The sequence below is a fragment of the Streptomyces yangpuensis genome, assembly GCF_024666385.1.
In the GTDB taxonomy this organism is placed as follows: domain Bacteria; phylum Actinomycetota; class Actinomycetes; order Streptomycetales; family Streptomycetaceae; genus Streptomyces; species Streptomyces yangpuensis.
On the sequence record NZ_CP102514.1, the window covers coordinates 6,113,398 to 6,131,076 of the forward strand.

Annotated in this window: 18 protein-coding genes and 1 pseudogene; 12 read left to right on the forward strand and 7 right to left on the reverse strand. The window is 73.0% G+C overall.

Annotated features, from left to right (window positions below):
- Nucleotides 1–71: 71 nt before the first annotated feature.
- Together NRK68_RS27775 and NRK68_RS27780 are read right to left on the reverse strand one after the other, a co-directional pair.
- The gene (locus tag NRK68_RS27775; RefSeq protein WP_183063787.1) at nucleotides 72–560 is read right to left on the reverse strand and encodes a GNAT family N-acetyltransferase; all 489 of its coding nucleotides are present in this window, start codon (nucleotides 558–560) and stop codon (nucleotides 72–74) included.
- Between the two features lie 29 nt (nucleotides 561–589).
- Complete coding sequence (locus NRK68_RS27780) at nucleotides 590–1,714, reverse strand: NADAR family protein (protein ID WP_183063788.1); 1,125 nt, start codon at nucleotides 1,712–1,714, stop codon at nucleotides 590–592.
- 154 nt (nucleotides 1,715–1,868) lie between these two features.
- Between NRK68_RS27780 and NRK68_RS27785 the strand changes: the two genes are divergently transcribed.
- A complete protein-coding gene (locus NRK68_RS27785) occupies nucleotides 1,869–2,651 on the forward strand; it encodes an endonuclease/exonuclease/phosphatase family protein (protein ID WP_257857938.1) in 783 nt (260 codons plus the stop codon).
- Nucleotides 2,652–3,421: 770 nt separating this feature from the next.
- Here the strand turns inward: NRK68_RS27785 and NRK68_RS27790 are convergent.
- Nucleotides 3,422–4,156: an SDR family NAD(P)-dependent oxidoreductase gene (locus NRK68_RS27790; RefSeq protein WP_183063789.1), complete on the reverse strand. Its 735-nt coding sequence runs from the start codon at nucleotides 4,154–4,156 to the stop codon at nucleotides 3,422–3,424.
- Between the two features lie 209 nt (nucleotides 4,157–4,365).
- Here NRK68_RS27790 and NRK68_RS27795 point away from each other — a divergent pair, with 209 nt between their 5' ends.
- Nucleotides 4,366–4,983, forward strand: a complete 618-nt coding sequence (locus NRK68_RS27795; protein WP_183063790.1) for a dihydrofolate reductase family protein — start codon at nucleotides 4,366–4,368, stop codon at nucleotides 4,981–4,983.
- 146 nt (nucleotides 4,984–5,129) lie between these two features.
- Here the strand turns inward: NRK68_RS27795 and NRK68_RS27800 are convergent, their stop codons facing one another.
- Together NRK68_RS27800 and NRK68_RS27805 are read right to left on the reverse strand one after the other, a co-directional pair.
- Entirely contained in the window at nucleotides 5,130–5,459 is a 330-nt protein-coding gene (locus NRK68_RS27800) for a hypothetical protein (protein WP_257857093.1), read from the reverse strand.
- A 3-nt stretch (nucleotides 5,460–5,462) separates the two neighbouring features.
- Entirely contained in the window at nucleotides 5,463–5,831 is a 369-nt protein-coding gene (locus tag NRK68_RS27805; RefSeq protein ID WP_183063791.1) for a hypothetical protein, read from the reverse strand.
- Between the two features lie 121 nt (nucleotides 5,832–5,952).
- Here NRK68_RS27805 and NRK68_RS27810 point away from each other — a divergent pair, with 121 nt between their 5' ends.
- Nucleotides 5,953–6,888 carry a DMT family transporter gene (locus NRK68_RS27810; RefSeq protein ID WP_257857939.1) on the forward strand — a complete coding sequence of 312 codons (936 nt, stop codon included), beginning with the start codon at nucleotides 5,953–5,955 and terminating at the stop codon, nucleotides 6,886–6,888.
- A 157-nt stretch (nucleotides 6,889–7,045) separates the two neighbouring features.
- Here the strand turns inward: NRK68_RS27810 and NRK68_RS27815 are convergent, their stop codons facing one another.
- Nucleotides 7,046–8,059: a Gfo/Idh/MocA family protein gene (locus NRK68_RS27815; RefSeq protein WP_183063793.1), complete on the reverse strand. Its 1,014-nt coding sequence runs from the start codon at nucleotides 8,057–8,059 to the stop codon at nucleotides 7,046–7,048.
- A gap of 268 nt (nucleotides 8,060–8,327) precedes the next feature.
- Here NRK68_RS27815 and NRK68_RS27820 point away from each other — a divergent pair, with 268 nt between their 5' ends.
- From NRK68_RS27820 to NRK68_RS27860, 9 genes and pseudogenes are all read left to right on the forward strand, one after another.
- Complete coding sequence (locus tag NRK68_RS27820; protein ID WP_444465701.1) at nucleotides 8,328–9,338, forward strand: sugar ABC transporter substrate-binding protein; 1,011 nt, start codon at nucleotides 8,328–8,330, stop codon at nucleotides 9,336–9,338.
- The gene (locus NRK68_RS27825; RefSeq protein ID WP_183063795.1) at nucleotides 9,335–10,369 is read left to right on the forward strand and encodes an ABC transporter permease; all 1,035 of its coding nucleotides are present in this window, start codon (nucleotides 9,335–9,337) and stop codon (nucleotides 10,367–10,369) included. The genes NRK68_RS27820 and NRK68_RS27825 overlap by 4 nt, the downstream gene beginning before the upstream one ends.
- Nucleotides 10,336–11,298: an ATP-binding cassette domain-containing protein gene (locus NRK68_RS27830; protein ID WP_373023830.1), complete on the forward strand. Its 963-nt coding sequence runs from the start codon at nucleotides 10,336–10,338 to the stop codon at nucleotides 11,296–11,298. Before NRK68_RS27825 ends, NRK68_RS27830 begins: the two co-directional genes overlap by 34 nt.
- Nucleotides 11,295–12,476 carry an ROK family glucokinase gene (locus NRK68_RS27835; RefSeq protein ID WP_257857095.1) on the forward strand — a complete coding sequence of 394 codons (1,182 nt, stop codon included), beginning with the start codon at nucleotides 11,295–11,297 and terminating at the stop codon, nucleotides 12,474–12,476. Before NRK68_RS27830 ends, NRK68_RS27835 begins: the two co-directional genes overlap by 4 nt.
- On the forward strand, nucleotides 12,473–13,066 hold the full coding sequence (locus tag NRK68_RS27840) for a hypothetical protein (protein WP_183063796.1): 594 nt from the start codon (nucleotides 12,473–12,475) through the stop codon (nucleotides 13,064–13,066). The genes NRK68_RS27835 and NRK68_RS27840 overlap by 4 nt, the downstream gene beginning before the upstream one ends.
- Nucleotides 13,067–13,114: 48 nt before the next feature.
- A pseudogene (locus tag NRK68_RS27845) lies at nucleotides 13,115–13,747 on the forward strand (MBL fold metallo-hydrolase).
- Between the two features lie 36 nt (nucleotides 13,748–13,783).
- The gene (locus tag NRK68_RS27850) at nucleotides 13,784–14,569 is read left to right on the forward strand and encodes an exodeoxyribonuclease III (RefSeq protein WP_183063798.1); all 786 of its coding nucleotides are present in this window, start codon (nucleotides 13,784–13,786) and stop codon (nucleotides 14,567–14,569) included.
- Between the two features lie 76 nt (nucleotides 14,570–14,645).
- Nucleotides 14,646–15,086: a DUF6278 family protein gene (locus NRK68_RS27855; RefSeq protein WP_183063799.1), complete on the forward strand. Its 441-nt coding sequence runs from the start codon at nucleotides 14,646–14,648 to the stop codon at nucleotides 15,084–15,086.
- Between the two features lie 118 nt (nucleotides 15,087–15,204).
- Nucleotides 15,205–15,948 (forward strand): amino acid ABC transporter ATP-binding protein, encoded by a 744-nt coding sequence (locus NRK68_RS27860; protein WP_257857096.1) that lies wholly within the window; start codon nucleotides 15,205–15,207, stop codon nucleotides 15,946–15,948.
- A 40-nt stretch (nucleotides 15,949–15,988) separates the two neighbouring features.
- On the opposite strand, the gene NRK68_RS27865 is transcribed toward NRK68_RS27860, so the two are convergent.
- On the reverse strand, nucleotides 15,989–17,608 hold the full coding sequence (locus NRK68_RS27865) for a CocE/NonD family hydrolase (RefSeq protein WP_183063801.1): 1,620 nt from the start codon (nucleotides 17,606–17,608) through the stop codon (nucleotides 15,989–15,991).
- Between the last annotated feature and the right edge of the window lie 71 nt (nucleotides 17,609–17,679).

A 17,679-nucleotide genomic window follows, 5' to 3' on the forward strand; every position in this document is an offset into this window, starting at 1 on the left:
GGCGCGGCTGTGATTCGCGGCGGCGGTGGTCCACGGCCGGCGGCGGCCGGACGGCCCGCAGCCGAGGGCGGTCAGACGGCCAGCGCGGCCACGACCTCCTCGTCCTCGAAATCGCCGGTGGGCGCGAAGCCGAGTTCGGCGTAGAGCCGCGCGGCGGGCGCGTTGTCCGGGTGGTACGAGAGCCGGATCTCCCGGCAGGCCGGCAGCGCGGCGAGGCGCACCGTCAGGGCGCGCATCGCGGCCCGGCCGACGCCCCGGCCCTGCTCTGCGGCGTCGACGATCATGCCGCCGATCCAGTGGGCGCCGCCCTCCTCGTCGTACGCCCACATGACGTGGCCGACGACCGTGTCACCGGCCCGGATCGCGAGGGAGTTCCACACCCCGCCGCGCATCGAGAGCAGCAGGTACCGGGCGCCGAGTGCCGCGACGAACCGGCGCTGGTCGTCGGCGGGCGCCACGTCGGCGACGGCCCGCCAGTTCCCGTCGGTGATCTCGTCGAGCACCACATGCCGGCCCTGCCCGTCGGTGAAGTCCACCGTTCCCCTTTTCCCGTTCACCATGACCGACGGATCCGTCCCGCGGTCCCGCCTCAGTCGACGAGGGCCTGCCCGGCCGGACCGGCCCGCAGTTCGGAACGGACGAGTTCCAGCAGGCGGCCCGTCCAGTTGCGGCCCCGGCCCCCGTTGTCGCCCCAGAAGTCCGAGTCGGCGTCGTCGTAGAGCAGGGTCGCGTCACCCGTGGCGAGCAGAATCGCCGCGAGGTCGGGGTGCTGCTCGTACTTGGCGCGCAGCAGACCGGCCATGACCGCCGTCCGGGCCCCCTCCCAGCCCTCGCGCCGGGGCGCCGCGGCCGCGACCGTACGGGCCTTCGCGCCCGACTCCGCCGCCAGGACCGCCGTCCGGGCCTCCGGCTCGGCGACGGACCGGGCCCAGTAGGCGTGCGCCACCGACGGACAGGCGAGGTCGCCGACGGTGATCGGGGCGGGGTAGTCGTTGCGCAGGGCCTGCTTGCCCGGGTCCTCGAGCGCGCGCTGCGGATACGAATGGTAGATCTTGACCGCGGGGGCGAAGGAGGTGGCCGGCCCGTCCGCGGGCACCCGCGACGCGGCCTTCGCGCGCCACTGCTCGCGTTCCTCGAAGTAGGCGACGGCGTGGTCGTACTGCTCCTGCGTGACCACCTCCGCACGCTCGTCCGGGGTCCGGCCGCCGGGCCCCGCCACCAGCACCCGGAGGGGGCGGTCCTTGCGGTCCATGTCGCCGAGCGCGTAGTGCCGTACGGTCTCGGGGACGGCCAGGTAGGCGGCCCGGGCGGCGGCCCGGTGGTCCTCCGTACGGTCCGCCATGAAGACGTCCACGGCGGCGAGGCAGCGGGCGGTCGAGTCGGGTCGGCCGTTCAGCTCGTCGACGGTGTCGCGGACTTCGGCGAGCAGCAGGTCCGGCGTCAGCCAGGTGTACGGGTCACCGAACGTCCACGAGGCCAGGTGGTGCGCGGAGGCCTTCCCGCCCTCCGGAAGGCTGGTGGCCACCCATCCGCGGCGGAGCTTCTGCTCGAACTCCTCGAGAGTGACCAGCTCCCAGCAGTCGATGAGGCCGTCGGCGTAGATGAAGAGGTCCGTGAGGAAGTAGGAGCCGCCGTTGCATATGAAGGCGTGCCGCCAGGTGCCGGGTATGCGGACGCCGTCCGCGGTGCGATGGATGATCCGATTGCCGAGCATGGCGTGATGATGCCGGACGGACCGGGCGGGAGGCACTCCGATTGTGCGTCGGGGCGTCGTGGCGTCGTGTGATGATGTGCGTCCACTTCCGGGGGAGGCGACGGTGCTGCGAAGGGGCGTGCGGTGGGCGGCGGGCGTGACGGCCGCGGCCTGCATGCTGCTGCTCCTGGGGCCGGGCACACCGAGCGGTGGCGCTCCCCGCACCGCGGAGGCCGTCCCGGACCGGGTCGCCACGTGGAACATCTGCAATCCGTGCGGCGGGAGCGAGCTGAACTACGGCCGCGCGACGGAGATCGCCGCGTACGCGCCGCAGGTCATCGGCCTGCAGGAGGCGTGCGTACGGGACGTCGAGCAGATCCGCGACCACCTGGAGGAGTCCTTCGGGCTGGTCTACCGGGTGGAGTACGGGCCGGTCCTGCGGAACTGGAACCGCTGCGGCGGGCTGCCGTGGCGGCCGGGCGGCTACGGCCAGGCGATCCTCTCGGCAGCGCCGATGACGGACCGGGTGAGCGTCGAATACCCCGACGGCGGCTCCGAGGACCGCGGATTCCTGGCTGTCACCACCCTGGTGGGCGGCCGGTCGGTCCGTGTCTTCAACACCCACCTCGCCGAGCGCCGGCAGGCGGAAGTACGGGCGGGCCAGGTGAGGGTGCTCGCGGCCGAGGTCGCCCGCCACGACCGAGCGATCGTCCTCGGCGACTTCAACGCCGCGCCGCACGCCTCCGAACTCACCCCGATGTGGTCCCTGGCCACGGACCCGGACCCGGGCTGCCGCCCCCCGGCCGCTTCCGCCGATGCCTGTACGGAGACCACCGACTGGAACAGCAAGTTCGACTACGTCTTCCTGCGCGGCATCACCCCACGCACACACCAGGTCCGCCCCAGCCCCCACTCGGACCACCACCTGCTGCACACCGACCTGAACCGGCCCCGGTAAGCGGGGGAGGGCCGGGCCGGCTCGGCCCGGGCGGGGCCCCGGGGGTGCGCCGTCCGCCTCGCCGAGACCAGGAGACCGTCGGCCGGACCCCCAACCCGGGCCCGCCCGGCCGGTGGCACGGCCGTGCCCGGGCCCCGGCCCCGGGGCCGCCGGGCCGTGCCCGGGTCCGGGCCGGTATGGGGTCGGCCCCGGCAGGTGTCTGACCCCGCCCGGGCCGCTGCCCGACCCCTAACGGGCCCCTGTCCGGGCCCCAACGGGCCCCTGCCCGGCCCCCGACCCGGGTCCCAACCCGGCCCCCGACCCGGGTCCCAACCCGGCCCCCGACCCGGGTCCCAACCCGGGCCCTGCCCGGGTCCCAACCCGGGCCCTGCCCGGGTCCCAACCCGGGCCCTGCCCGGGTCCCAACCCGGGCCCTGCCCGGGTCCCAACCCGGGCACGCCCGGCCGGTGGCCCGGCCTGGCCCGGGTCCGGGCCGGTCCGGGGTCGGCCCGGTAGGTGTCCGAACCCGCCCGGGCCCCAACGGGCCCCTGCCCGGCCCCCGCCCCGGGTCCGCCGGGCCGTGCCCGGGTCCGGGCCGGTCCGGGGTCGGCCCGGCAGGTGTCCGACCCCGCCCGGGCCGCTGCCCGACCCCCGCCCCGGGCCCCGGGGTCGGCACCGGTCTCTGGGCCTCGGCCTCAGGAGGTCGGGAGCGACCTCGCCCGGCCTAACCGGCCCGGACCGGTCCGGCCGGGGGCGCACCCGGTTCGGGCCGTTCGCCCGCCCGGCGAGGGCTACGCGGCGTGGCCGCCGTCCACCGCGAACTCCGCCCCCGTGACGTAGCCCGCGCCCGGACCGGCGAGGAAAGCCACCACGTCCGCGACCTCCTCCGTCCTCCCGAACCGGCCCAGCGCCGTCATGGCCGCCTGCGGGCCCGCGTACGGTCCGTCGGCCGGGTTCATGTCGGTGTCGACCGGCCCCGGATGCACGAGGTTCGCGGTGATCCCGCGCCCGCCGAGCTCCCGCGCCAAGGCCTTCGTCAGCCCGATCGTCGCGGCCTTGCTCATCGCGTACAGCACCCCGCCCGGCCCGGGCACCCGCTGCGCCATGCAGCTGCCGATGGTGATGATCCGCCCGCCCTCCCGCATGCGCCCCGCGGCCGCCTGGGCCGCGAGGAACGCGCCCCGCACGTTGACGCCGAGCACCCGGTCGACGTCGGCCGCCCCGACTTCCTCCATCGGTCCGACCGCCCCCACCCCGGCGTTGTTGACGAGCACGTCGAGCCGCCCGAACCGCCGTACGGTCTCCCCGACGGCGCTCGCTACCTCCGCCGTGTCACCCGCGTCCGCCCGCAGCGCGACGGCCCGCCGCCCGAGTGCCTCCACCGCCTTGACCACCCGGTCCGCGGCCTCGGCATCGCTGACGTACGTGATCGCCACGTCCGCCCCGTCCTCGGCGAGCCGCACGGCAACGGCCGCCCCGATCCCCCGACTTCCCCCGGTCACCAGCGCCACCGCGTTCCTGTCCATGTGCTCTTCCTCCCGCATCGCCCGCTTGGTTGCGGGTTCAATCAAATAGCCCCCCACGCCCCACCGCTGGCAGGATTCCGACCCCGCGTTCCCGACGGGGACCGAGGCGCTGCGCCGTTCGGGCCGTCGTTCGCGTGGCGCACCGATGAGTCCGGGGCGGCCCGGGAGTCTGCTCTTGCGTAGGAGCATCGAGCGAGGAGCGCAGAGGCATGGCCGAGCTGACACTGACCACCTTCGTCACGTTGGACGGCGTGATGCAGGCGCCCGGCGGGCCCGACGAGGACCGCAGTGACGGGTTCGAGTACGGCGGGTGGGCCGCGCCGTACGTCGACGAGGGGATGGGGGAGTTCATCACCGAGGTGTTCGGCCGGGCCGGGGCGTTCCTGCTCGGGCGGCGGACGTACGAGATCTTCGCCGGCTACTGGCCCGAGCACGACGAGCCGGGCGACCCCGTGGCGGGCGGGCTCAACCGGCTGCCCAAGTACGTGGCCTCGACCACCCTCAAGGACCCGGCCTGGGGGCCGGCCACCGTGCTCGACGGGGAGAACCTGCAGAGCGAGATCGTCCGGGTCAAGGACGCGCTGGAGGGGGAGCTGCAGGTGCACGGGAGCGGGCAGCTCGCGCAGTGGCTGCTCGCCCGGGATCTCGTCGACGAGATCAACCTGCTGGTGTTCCCCGTGGCACTGGGGGCGGGCAGGAGGCTGTTCCCCACCGGCGGGCTGCCGACGGCGTACGAGCTGACGGCCTCCCGGACGACACCGTCGGGGATGGCTATCCAGACCTATCGGCCGACGGGGCGGGCCACGTTCGCGACCGTCGGCTCCTGACCGGCCTCACCTGCCGGGTGCCACCGGAACCACTGGTCGGGCCCGTCGGCGCGGTAGCGGTCGTCCGCGTCGAAGCCCGGCTCGCCGACCAGGCGCCGCGCATCGTCGGGCGGCCGGCGGCCGGCGGCGCGCGGCGAGCAGCCCGGTCAGCTCGTCGTAGCAGGCGTCGATGCCACCGTGCCCCGGGTGGCTTTCCGGGCCGGCCGACCCCCCTTCGTGGCGCCGGTTCCAGCGGCGAAGATCGCCCACTGTGCGCGCTCCGGAGCGACGGCGGCCTCGCTCGCCGGCCGTACGAGGTACTCGTCGGCCGCGTCGGCGTGGTCGCAGTCGTAGCCCTGGAAGCAGTGCGGGCTGCCGTGCACGTCGGCCGGGCCCGCGCGCGGCCCGTCGTAGCAGTCCGGTTCTGCGTACACGCGCCGGAAGCCCTGCGCGATCAGCTGCTCCTCGTCCCCGGACCCGGTCGCGCCGCGGGACACCCCCTACCGCCGGTCCAGGGCCAGTTGAACCACGCGGCCCTCGCGGAGGACCAGGAGGTCCGGGGACTCGTGGGCGTGGTGGCGGATGCGGCCGACCGGGCCGGGCGGGCGGATGTGCGGGGTGAGCAGGAGCAGCAGGTCTTCCAGGGCCGGGAGCTGGTCCTCGTGGATCTCCTGGCGGGCCGTCAGGGCCCAGCCGTCGCGTTCCGCCGGGCCGAACTCGCCCACGAGCATCCCGCCTATGTGCCACGCCGGGCCGCGGGGCGAGAGCAGGCCGTCCCCCGTCAGGTGGCGGCGCACCTCCGCGAGTACGGCGTCGGGCGTGGTGTCGAGCAGGTCGAACGCCAGATCCACGGCGTAAAGATCAGCCATGCGCCCGACTCTACGGGGCAGAGGTGCGAGGCCCGGAAACGGGTCGCCCCGCATGATCGGCTCCGGTACGGTGTGCCCCGCAACCGTGCGAGCCGCCGATGTCTCCACCTCCCGAGTGACGTTGGAGACCTCCGTGGCCGTCGCCTCGCCCATCCTGCACGCCGCACCCCGCCGGGCCTGGCTCGCCGATCTGCCCGTCCTGGCCGTCGCCGTCGTGTGGGGCGGCAGCTACCTCGCCGCCAAGGGCATCACCACCGCGCACACCGTGATCGCCGTGCTCGTGCTGCGGTTCGCGCTCGTGCTGCCCGTGCTGGTCGTCGCCGGGTGGGCGCGGCTGCGGGCGCTGACCCCGGCCCAGCTGCGCGGCGCCGGGCTGTTGGGACTCGTACTCGGCGGGATCTTCCTGCTGGAGACCTACGGGGTCGTCCACACCTCCGCCACCAACGCCGGGCTGATCATCAGCCTGACCATGATCTTCACCCCGCTCGCCGATGCCGCGGTGAAGCGGAGGGCGCCGTCCGCAGGGTTCCTCGGCGCCGCCGCGCTGTCCGTCCTCGGCGTCGTGCTGCTCACCCAGGGCGCCGGCTTCACCCGGCCCGGCCTCGGTGACCTGCTCATCCTCGGCGCCGCCCTCGCCCGGACCCTGCACGTGCTGCTGATGGCCCGGTCCGAGGGCGTCCGCGGTGCCGACCCGCTGTCGCTGACCACCGTGCAGCTCGGCGGGGCCGTGCTCGTCTTCGCCCTGCTGGCCGCCGTACCCGGGACCGGCGCGACCCCCTGGGCCGCCGCGGCCGACTTCGGGCCCGCCGAGTGGGCCGGTCTGGCGTTCCTCTCCGTCTTCTGCACCCTCTTCGCCTTCTTCGTGCAGATGTGGGCCGTACGCCGTACCTCGCCCTCCCGGGTCAGCCTGCTGCTCGGCACCGAGCCCCTGTGGGCGGCCGTCGCGGGCATCGCCGTCGGCGGCGAGCACCTCGGGCCGCTCGGTTACGCCGGCGTGGTGCTGGTCCTGGCCGGCACCGCCTGGGGACGGCGGGCGGTCACCGCGACCCGTGGCTGAGGACGGTCCCACGGTCCCCCGAGCGTGTCCGGAAAGCGCCGCAGTCAGCCGGGGATCACCACCGTAGGGTGGCCGGATGCCCTGTTCACCGATCCGGTTACCGATCCGACCGCCGATCCGGTTACCGATGCGGTCGCCGATCCGGTCAGCGAGCCGGTCAGCGTTCCGGCAGGTCCGGGAGCTCCTCCAGCCTGACCCGGCGCCGCTCCCGCCGCGACAGCTCGCATGCCTCCGCGACCCGCAGCGCGGCCAGGGCCTCCCGCCCGTCGCAGGGGTTCTCGCCCGCGCCGCGCACCAGGTGCACGAAGGCGTTCAGCTCGGCCTCGTACGCCGGGCCGAAGCGTTCCAGGAAGCCGGTCCACGGCTTGCTCGCGGGCGGCGGCCCGTTCGGTTCGGTCGAGGCGATCGGCGTCCTGTCGTCCAGTCCCGCGGAGACCTGGTCCCGCTCCCCGGCCAGCTCCATCCGCACGTCGTAGCCGGCGCCGTTGCACCGGGTCCCGGTGGACGTGACCAGGGTCCCGTCGTCCAGGGTGAGGACCGCGGCCGCCGTGTCGACATCCCCCGTCTGCCGGAACTGCGGCGGCCCGGCGTCCGACCCGGCCGCGTACACCTCCACCACCTCGTGCCCGGTCACCCACCGCACCATGTCGAAGTCGTGGACCATGCAGTCCCGGTAGAGACCGCCCGAGGTCGCCAGGTAGTCGGCGGCCGGCGGCGCCGGATCGGCCGTCATCGTCCGTACGGTGTGCAGCCGGCCCAGGGCGCCGGAGCGGACCAGCTCCCGGGCCGTGAGGTAGCCCGCGTCGAAGCGGCGCATGTAGCCGACCTGGAGCAGCCCGCCCAGGGCCGACACCTCGCGCAGCACGGACAGGGTGCGGTTCAGGTCGGGGGCGACCGGCTTCTCGCAGAACACCGGCAGGCCGCCGCGGATCGCCCGTACGACCAGCTCCGCGTGCCCGTCGGTGGAGGACGCCACGACCACCGCGTCCACACCCCAGGTGAAGACCTGTTCCACGGAGGGCGCGGCCGTGGCCCCGAGCCGGTCGGCGAGGCGCGCCGCCCGCGCGGGATCGGAGTCCGCGAGCAGGAGCGAGCCGGCCTCCGGGTGGCGGGCGAGAGCCGCCGCGTGGAACGAGCCGATCCGGCCGGTTCCGATGAGCCCGATGCGCATGAACTCAACCTGGCCCCGCCGGGGGAACCTGTCAATCCGCTCGCATCGATCTTGAGGGTTTCGCGTACCGATCCGCGATCACGTCGTGTCGGTCTGCGGGTGCATGCCCCGATGGCCCTTCATGGTCCACTGTGGCGGATACTGGGCGGCTGAAACCGGAATGACCGAAAGATGACGGACGGCATGACAGCCGGAACGACGGACGGAACGACGGACGGCATGAGAGCCGGGACGACGGACGAGACGGACGAGGGAAGGGCGCGGCGACGTGGCTAGGGTTCGGACAGGGGTACGCGTCGTGGGCGCCGTGCTCGCGACGGTACTGGGGGCCTCGCTCGCGGGTTGCAGCAGTACGGGCGGCAAGCGCGCCGAGGAGCGGGCGAAGGCCGCCGAGGCGGGCCGCCCCGCCGTCTCCACCCCGCGCTGGACCTTCGCGATGGTGACCCACGCGGGCGATGGCGACACCTTCTGGGACATCGTCCAGAAGGGCGCCAAGGAGGCCGCGGCCAAGGACAACATCAACTTCGTCTACGCCCACGACGACCAGGCGCAGCAGCAGGCGCAGTTCGTGCAGAACGCGATCGACCAGAAGGTCGACGGGATCATTGTCAGCCTGGCCAAGCCGGAAGCCCTGAAGGATGTCGTCGCCAAGGCCGTCAAGGCCGGTATCCCGGTGATCACGGTCAACTCCGGGTCCGCCCAGTCCGCCGAGTACGGGGCGCTCACCCACATCGGCCAGGACGAGACGATCGCAGGCGAGGCGGTCGGCACGGAGCTGGGGAAGCGCGGCCGCAAGAAGGCCGTCTGCGTCCTGCACGAGCAGGGCAACGTGGGCCACGAGCAGCGCTGCGCCGGCGCGAAGAAGACCTTCTCCGGAACAATGGAGAACCTGTACGTCGAGGGCACCAACATGCCCTCCGTCCAGGCGGCGATCCAGGCCAAGCTGCAGGCGGACCCGTCGGTCGACGCGATCGTCACCCTCGGCGCGCCGTTCGCCCCCACCGCGGTCAAGGCCAAGGAGGCCGCCGGGAGCAAGGCCGAGGTCGACACCTTCGACCTCAACGACTCGGTGGCCCGCGACCTGAAGTCCGGCGCCCTCGGCTTCGCCGTGGACCAGCAGCCCTACCTGCAGGGGTACGAGGCCGTCGACCTGCTCTGGCTCTACCGCTACAACGCGGACGTGCTCGGCGGCGGCCGCCCGGTGCTCACCGGACCGCAGATCGTCACCGCCGCCGAGGCCGCCGAGCTGGAGGAGTACATCCGGCGGGGCAGCCGATGAGCGCCGCCACCGCCGTCGACGAACGGCTCGCGCCGGCCTCCCTCGTCCGCCGGCTGCTGGGGCGGCCCGAGCTGGGCGCGGTGGTCGGGGCCGTCGCCGTCTTCGTCTTCTTCTCCGTCGCCGCCCCCACCTTCCTCCAGGCCTCCAGCCTCAGCACGATCCTGTACTCGGCCTCCACCATCGGGATCATGGCGGCCCCCGTGGCGATGCTGATGATCGGCGGCGAGTTCGACCTCTCCGCGGGTGTCATGGTCACGACCTCGGCCCTGGTGAGCTCGATGTTCAGCTACCAGATGACCGCCAACGTCTGGGTCGGCGTCGGAGTGTCCCTGCTGGTCACCCTCGCCATCGGCTTCTTCAACGGCTTCATGCTGACCCGCACCGAGCTGCCCAGCTTCATCATCACGCTCGGCACCTTCCTGATGCTGACCGGCCTGAACCTCGGCTTCACCAAGCTGATCAGCGGCACGGTCTCCACCAAGTCCATCGCCGATATGGAGGGCTTCCCCTCCGCCCGCGCCGTCTTCGCCTCGAAGTGGGAGATCGGCTCGGTCACCCTGCAGGTCACCGTCCTGTGGTGGCTGGCCCTGGTCGCCGTGGCCACGTGGATCCTGCTGCGCACCCGCGCCGGCAACTGGATCTTCGCCGTGGGCGGCGGGGCGGACGCGGCCCGCGCGGTCGGCGTGCCCGTCGTGAAGACCCGTATCGGCCTGTACATGGGTGTCGCCCTGTGCGCCTGGATCTCCGGCCAGCACATCCTCTTCTCCTTCGACGTGGTCCAGTCGGGCGAGGGCGTGGGCAACGAGTTCCTCTACATCATCGCCGCGGTCATCGGCGGCTGTCTGATGACCGGCGGCTACGGCTCCGCCATCGGCTCCGCGGTCGGCGCCTTCATCTTCGGCATGACCAGCAACGGCATCGTGTACGCCCAGTGGAACCCGGACTGGTTCAAGTTCTTCCTCGGCGCGATGCTCCTGCTGGCCACGCTGCTCAACGCATGGGTCCGCAAGCGGGCGGAGGCGAGCAAGTGACCACCGGCAGCACCACCACCACGACCCCGGACGCGACGACCGCCCTGGTGAAGCTGACCGGGGTGGCCAAGTACTACGGCAACATCCGCGCCCTCCAGGACGTCTCCCTGGAGGTGTCCGCGGGCGAGATCACCTGTGTCCTCGGCGACAACGGCGCCGGCAAGTCCACCCTCATCAAGATCATCGCGGGGCTGCACGGGCACGACGCCGGCACCTTCGAGATCGAGGGCGAGGAGACCGTGCTCGCCAACCCGCGCGCGGCCCTCGACCGCGGCATCGCGACCGTCTACCAGGACCTCGCCGTGGTCCCGCTCATGCCCGTCTGGCGCAACTTCTTCCTCGGCTCCGAGCCGACGAAGGGCCGCGGCCCCCTGCGCCGCCTCGACGTCGACTTCATGCGCCGCACCACCCGCGACGAACTGCTGCGCATGGGCATCGACCTGCGCGACGTGGACCAGCCCATCGGCACCCTGTCCGGCGGGGAGCGGCAGTGCGTGGCCATCGCCCGCGCCGTCTACTTCGGGGCGAAGGTCCTCGTCCTCGACGAGCCGACCGCGGCCCTCGGCGTCAAGCAGTCCGGCGTGGTCCTCAAGTACGTCGCCGCGGCCCGCGACGCCGGTCTCGGTGTGGTCCTGATCACCCACAATCCGCACCACGCGTACCTGGTCGGAGACCGCTTCGTGCTGCTCAAGCGCGGCGCCATGGCGGGCAGTCACACCCGTGACTCGATCACCCTGGACGAGCTCACCCGCCAGATGGCGGGCGGCTCCGAGCTCGACGAACTGAGCCACGAACTGGAGCGGGTGGCAGAATCGGGACCGGGCGTCACGGACGCCGCGGCCCGCGGAGCCGCCCGCACCGCACCGGCGGGCCCGGCCGACCAGGCCTCCCGTACCACCGCACCCAAGAGGGACGACACGACTCGATGAGCACGTACCGGGACTTCACGCTCACCCACCGGGGGTCGGCGCGAGGCACCGTCCTGCGCACCATCGGGACCCGCGAGCGGCGGTCGCACCTGACCGCCCCACGCGTCCCGACCGTCGGCATCGACATCGGCGGCACCAAGGTGATGGCCGGGGTCGTCGACGCCGACGGCGTCATCCTCGAGAAGATCCGCACCGAGACCCCGGACAAGTCCAAGAGCCCCAAGGTCGTCGAGGACACCATCGTCGAGCTGGTGCTGGACCTCTCCGACCGGCACGACGTGCACGCGGTGGGCATCGGCGCGGCCGGGTGGGTCGACGCCGACCGCTCCCGGGTCCTCTTCGCACCCCACCTGGCCTGGCGCGACGAGCCCCTGCGCGACGCCCTTCAGTCCCGGCTCGCGGTCCCCGTCATGGTCGACAACGACGCCAACACCGCCGCCTGGGCGGAATGGCGCTTCGGCGCCGGACGCGGCGAGGACCACCTCGTCATGATCACGCTCGGCACCGGCATCGGCGGCGCCATCCTCGAAGGCGGCCAGGTCAAGCGCGGCCGGTACGGCGTCGCCGGCGAGTTCGGCCACATGCAGGTCGTCCCCGGCGGCCACCGCTGCCCCTGCGGCAACCGCGGCTGCTGGGAGCAGTACAGCTCCGGCAACGCCCTGGTCCGCGAGGCCCGGGAGCTGGCCGCCGCCGACTCCCCGGTCGCGTACAACATCATCGCCAAGGTCGGCGGGAACGTCTCCGAGATCACCGGGCCGCTGATCACCGAGCTGGCCCGCGAGGGCGACGCCATGTGCGTCGAGCTGCTCCAGGACATCGGCCAGTGGCTCGGCGTCGGCATCGCCAACCTCGCCGCCGCCCTCGACCCGTCCTGCTTCGTCATCGGCGGTGGCGTCAGCGCCGCCGACGACCTGCTGATCGGCCCCGCCCGGGACGCCTTCCGCCGCCACCTCACCGGCCGCGGCTACCGCCCCGAGGCCCGTATCGCCAAGGCCCAGCTCGGCCCCGAGGCCGGCATGGTCGGCGCCGCCGACCTCGCCCGGCTCGTCGCCCGGCGCTTCCGCCGCGCCACCCGCCGACGGGTCGAGCGCCACGAGCGCTACGCGCAGCTGGGCCAGCTGGGCCGCAGGCGCGAGACCGCCGCCCCCACGGACTCCAAGGACGACCCCCAGTCGTGAACCCGCCCACCCTGCCCCACCAGGCCTCCGCCCCCGACGAGGGCGGCAGCCCGCAGCCCACCCCCGAGGACCGCAGGCACGTCGTCAAGCGCCGCTGGATCACCGCGATCATCATCGTCCTGCTGATCGGTGTGCCCGCGGGCTACCTCGCGATCTCCACCCAGCAGAGCCGGGAGAGCGGACGCGACAAGGCCGCCAAGGTCGGCGCGTCCACGGTGCGCCCCGGCTGGCCCTCCAGGGTGCAGCGCAGCATCTACGAGGTGCCGATCCCGGCGAAGGCCTGGAAGGTCGGCTTCCTGGAGACCAACAACTGGCGCACCAGCCGGCTCTTCACGCAGTTCGCGGTGACCCCGGCCGACCTGGACGGCTTCCTCGCCTCCGTCGGCACCAGCCGCGCCGAGCTGGCCGCCGGGGCCGTCACCATCTCCCCCCACGACTCCGAGGTCGCGGGCTGGAGCTGGAGCCCCCACGCCACCTGGTACGGGACCAGCCTGGAGCAGGACGACCCGCGCCCCAGCCGGGACATCACGGTGGACCTGACGGACCCCGAGCACCCCAAGGTCTACGTGGTCTCCACGACCACCCCGTAACCCGGCGGGCACCCCGTGCCCCGGCGGCCTCGCCGCTAGCCTGGGATCATGAAGCTCACCAAGCGGCTGCACTCCTGCGTCCAGCTGGAGAAGGACGGGCGCACGCTCGTCATCGACCCGGGCGCCTTCAGCGAACCGGACGCGGGCCTGGGCGCGGACGCCCTGCTGGTCACGCACGAACACCCCGACCACTTCGAGGAGGGGCGGCTGCGGGCCGCCCTCGACGCGAACCCGGCGGCCCGGCTGTGGACCCTGCGCAGTGTCGCCGAGCGGCTCGCCCCCGCCTACCCGGGCCGGGTGCACACCGTCGGCCACGGCGACACCTTCACCGCGGCCGGGTTCGAGGTGCAGGTGCACGGCGAGCTGCACGCCGTGATCCACCCGGACATCCCGCGGGTCACCAACGTCGGCTACCTCGTCGACGGATCCCTCTTCCACCCCGGCGACGCGCTGACCGTGCCCGGGGTCCCGGTGGAGACCCTGATGGTGCCGGTGCACGCACCCTGAAACAAGGTCTCCGAGGTGATCGACTACCTGCGCGAGGTGGGGCCGCGCCGGGCCCTCGACATCCACGACGCCTACCTCGCCGACATCGCCCGGCCGATCTACGACTTCGCCCTGGACAAGCTGGGCGGCACCGAGCACGGGCGGCTCACCGCCGGGGACAGCGCCGAGCTGTAACGGCCGCTGTCGGTGCCGGACGGTAGGTTGGCGGGTATGCGTATCGCCACCTACAACGTCAACTCCATCACCGCCCGGCTGCCGCGCCTGCTGGCCTGGCTGGAGAGCTCCGGCACGGATGTCGTGTGCATCCAGGAGACCAAGTGCTCGGCGGAGCAGTTCCCGCACGAGCAGCTGCGCGAGCTGGGCTACGAGGCCGCGGTCAACGCCACCGGCCGCTGGAACGGCGTGGCCCTCCTCTCCAAGGTCGGCCTGGAGGACGTGGTCACCGGCCTGCCCGGCGGCCCCGACTACGAGGGCGTCCAGGAGCCCCGGGCGATCTCCGCCACCTGCGGCGGGGTCCGGGTCTGGTCGGTGTACGTGCCCAACGGCCGGGAGGTCGAGCACGACCACTACGGCTACAAGCTGGACTGGTTCCGCTCCCTGGCCACGGCCGTCGCCGAGGACGCGGCCGGCCCGCGCCCCTTCGCCGTGCTCGGCGACTTCAATGTGGCGCCGACCGATGAGGACGTGTACGACCCGGCCGTCTTCGCGGGACTCACGCACGTCACCCCGGCCGAGCGGGCCGCCCTGGAGGCGCTGCGCGCCGCAGGCCTCTCGGACGTCTTCCCGCGCGCGCTGAAGTACGACCGCCCGTACACCTTCTGGGACTACCGGATGCTCGCCTTCCCCAAGAACAAGGGCATGCGCATCGACCTGGTCTACGGCAACGAGCCCTTCACCAAGGCCGTCACCGACGCCTACGTGGACCGCGAGGAGCGCAAGGGCAAGGGCGCCTCCGACCACGCACCGGTCGTCGTCGACCTCGATCTCGACCGGTAGGCAGGGGCACGGCCCGCCGAAACGGCCCAGGCGCGCCCTGTGGCCACCGGCGGATCCTGGTGCGACGCTGGGCGGTATGAACATCCCTTTCCTGGACAACTGGCTGAACCGGCGTGAAACGGAACAGGGTGCGGGGCTCGCGGCCGCCCTCGTGGACGATCCCGAGGGCGTCGCCGAGTTGTTCGCGGAGTGCGAGATGCTGCGGGTCCACGCACGGGCGGCCGGGCTGGAACTCGACGGGAGCCCCGCCTCGTTGGAGGCTCTCGACCAGCTCATGCCCCGCTGGCGGCGGGATCCCGAGGTGGTGCCCTGGCTCGGCAACGACGCGGGCTTCTACCTCGGCACCGTGATCGTCCGGACCGTTCCGGGCACCGCCTGGCAGGTGTGGCCCAACGGCCAGCCGGCGATCCGCCTGGCCTCGGGCCGGGAGCTGAACGTGATCGAGTCGGGGGTGTCCTGGGCGATGACCGGTTCTCCCGAGCTCAGCCAGGCGTACGCGGAGGCCTCCGAGGGCTGACAGCACCGGGCGCCGGGAGCGGCCGGCGGCGGTCGGCGGCGTGTCGCGGCGAAGTGCCCTTCCGCCGCTGGATAGTTTGCGCTGACCGGTATCCGACACCGAGTGGGCAGGGCAGCGCATGGCCGTCGATCCGTTGATCGAGCTGCGGGACGTCAACAAGCACTTCGGACCGCTGCACGTGCTGCGGGACATCAGCCTCACCGTCGGCCGCGGGGAGGTGGTGGTGGTCATCGGCCCCTCCGGCTCCGGGAAGTCCACCCTGTGCCGGGCGATCAACCGGCTGGAGACCGTCGAGTCCGGCACGATCCTGATCGACGGGGAGCCGCTGCCCGCCGAGGGGAAGGATCTGGCCCGGCTGCGCGCCGAGGTGGGGATGGTCTTCCAGTCCTTCAACCTCTTCGCGCACAAGACCGTTCTGGCCAACGTCTCCCTCGCGCAGGTCAAGGTCCGCGGGCGGGGGAAGCGCGAGGCGGACCTGCGCTCCCGGGAGCTCCTGGAGCGGGTCGGCCTCGCCGACCAGGCCGACAAGTTCCCCGCCCAGCTCTCCGGCGGCCAGCAGCAGCGCGTGGCCATCGCCCGCGCCCTCGCCATGGACCCCAAGGCCCTGCTCTTCGACGAGCCCACCTCCGCACTGGACCCGGAGATGATCAACGAGGTGCTGGAGGTCATGCGGCAGCTCGCCCAGGAGGGCATGACCATGGTCGTGGTCACCCACGAGATGGGCTTCGCGCGCTCCGCGGCCAACCGCGTGGTGTTCATGGCGGACGGCCGGATCGTCGAGGACCGGAGTCCGGAGGAGTTCTTCACCGCCCCGGAGAGCGACCGGGCCAAGGACTTCCTCTCCAAGATCCTCAAGCATTGAGGAGCCCGGAGGGCCGCCCCGGCCCGGCCGCCGCCGTGGATCACCGCTCGCGCAGCGGCACCGAGACGTAACTGGGGTCGCCCGCGGGCGAGGAGAAGGTCAGCTGCGCGCCGGTGGGGTTGTGTTCGATGTAGAGCGGGTCGACGGTGTCGACGACGAGGGCGAGGCGGTGGCCCGCCGGCACGTCGTAGGCGGTGGAGAAGAGCTCCAGGTCCACGCCGAAGGCCTGGCCCGGGGTCCTGCCGTGGAAGGTGTACGGGGCGTTGCTGACCAGCTTGCCGATGCCGAGCGGGCCGACGTCGTAGAGGTACGCGACGAAGGTGCCGTCGCCCTTGGTGGGCGTGACGGTGGTGTGCAGTCTGACGGTGCCGCGGATGTGGCGGGCCTCGTCGTGGCGCCCCGACTGCCAGACGGCGGCGAAGGAGCGGGGGAGCAGCGGGATCGAGGCGACCGGGGGCGCCTTGAAGAACTGGTCGAGGACGCTGGAGAGGATCACGACGCCGCCGTTGGCCCCGGAGTCGACGTTCGCGAAGAGGTGCTCGCTGTCGGTGAGCGGGAGCTTCTCGGTGCCGCCGGAGCCCACCGACGCCCAGTCGGGGTAGCCCTCGTAGCCACCGTCGCCGCGGGACTTGATCTGTACCGGGGCCTCGGTGTCGATGCCGTTGCGTTCGCCCTTGAGGTGGCGGTCGAACCAGCGGTGGGCGTTGGTCCAGGTGTCGTTGGGCAGGCCGAGCAGGCCGGTGCCCTCGGCGGTGGCGTGGTCGCCCGGGCGGAACTCCAGCCGCTTGGGGCCGGTGAGCCGCTCGTAGAACTTCGCGTACTGGTTGGGCGGGAAGACCGTGTCGCCCCAGGCGTTGCCGAGCATGATCGCGGCGCCGTTGGCGTTGATCCGGTCCACCTGTTCGGCGGCCGACCGCTTCCTGCCCCACTCGATCATCTGCGCTTCGCGGTCCAGCCGGGAGCCGAGGAAGTCGCCGAGGACCGACTGGAGTTCGGGTCCGGGGCGGCCGGTGAGGTAGCCGGCGGCGCCGAGCAGCCCGGCGGCCTGGCGGTGCTGGGTGCGGCCCGAGTAGATGGACTCGATGAGGTCGGCCCAGCCGCTCATGGCGACCACGGCCTTGACGCGCGGGTCGTGCGCGGAGGCCAGCAGGGTGATGCCGGCGCCGTACGAGACCCCGCCGAGGCCGATGCGGTCCGCGTCGGCGGGGGTGTTGGCGAGGGCCCAGTCGATGACGGCCGAGACGTCCGCGACGTCCGGCGGCCCGGCCACCTCGATCTGCCCGCCGGAGAGCCAGAAGCCGCGGGAGGTGTAACTGACCACGACGTAGCCGGAGTCGGCGAGCTTCTTGGCCTGGGCGATGTATTCGATCTGCGGCATGCCCCAGCTGGTGGGAAGCACGATCAGCGGATACTTCCGGCCGGTCGCGGCGCCGTCGGGGGTGAAGACGTTGCCCTTGAGGGTGATGCCGCCCGAGCCGGGGATGTCGTGAAAGCGCAGGTCCGCGGCGGCGGTCTGCACGGCGGTCCGCGTCGTGGGGGCGGCGGTGGCAGCGTTCGCCGTGGCGTGCGCGGGAGCCGCCTGGGCCTGGTGGGGGGCCAGGCCCAGGGCGGTCGCCGCCAGGAGTGCCGCCACGGCTGCGGCGGTGGGGGTGCGTTCCATCGGTCGCTCCTCGCGTGCACCGGGGGTCCTAAAAGTGACCCGACGGTAACGGGAGCGGCTTACCGAAGGTA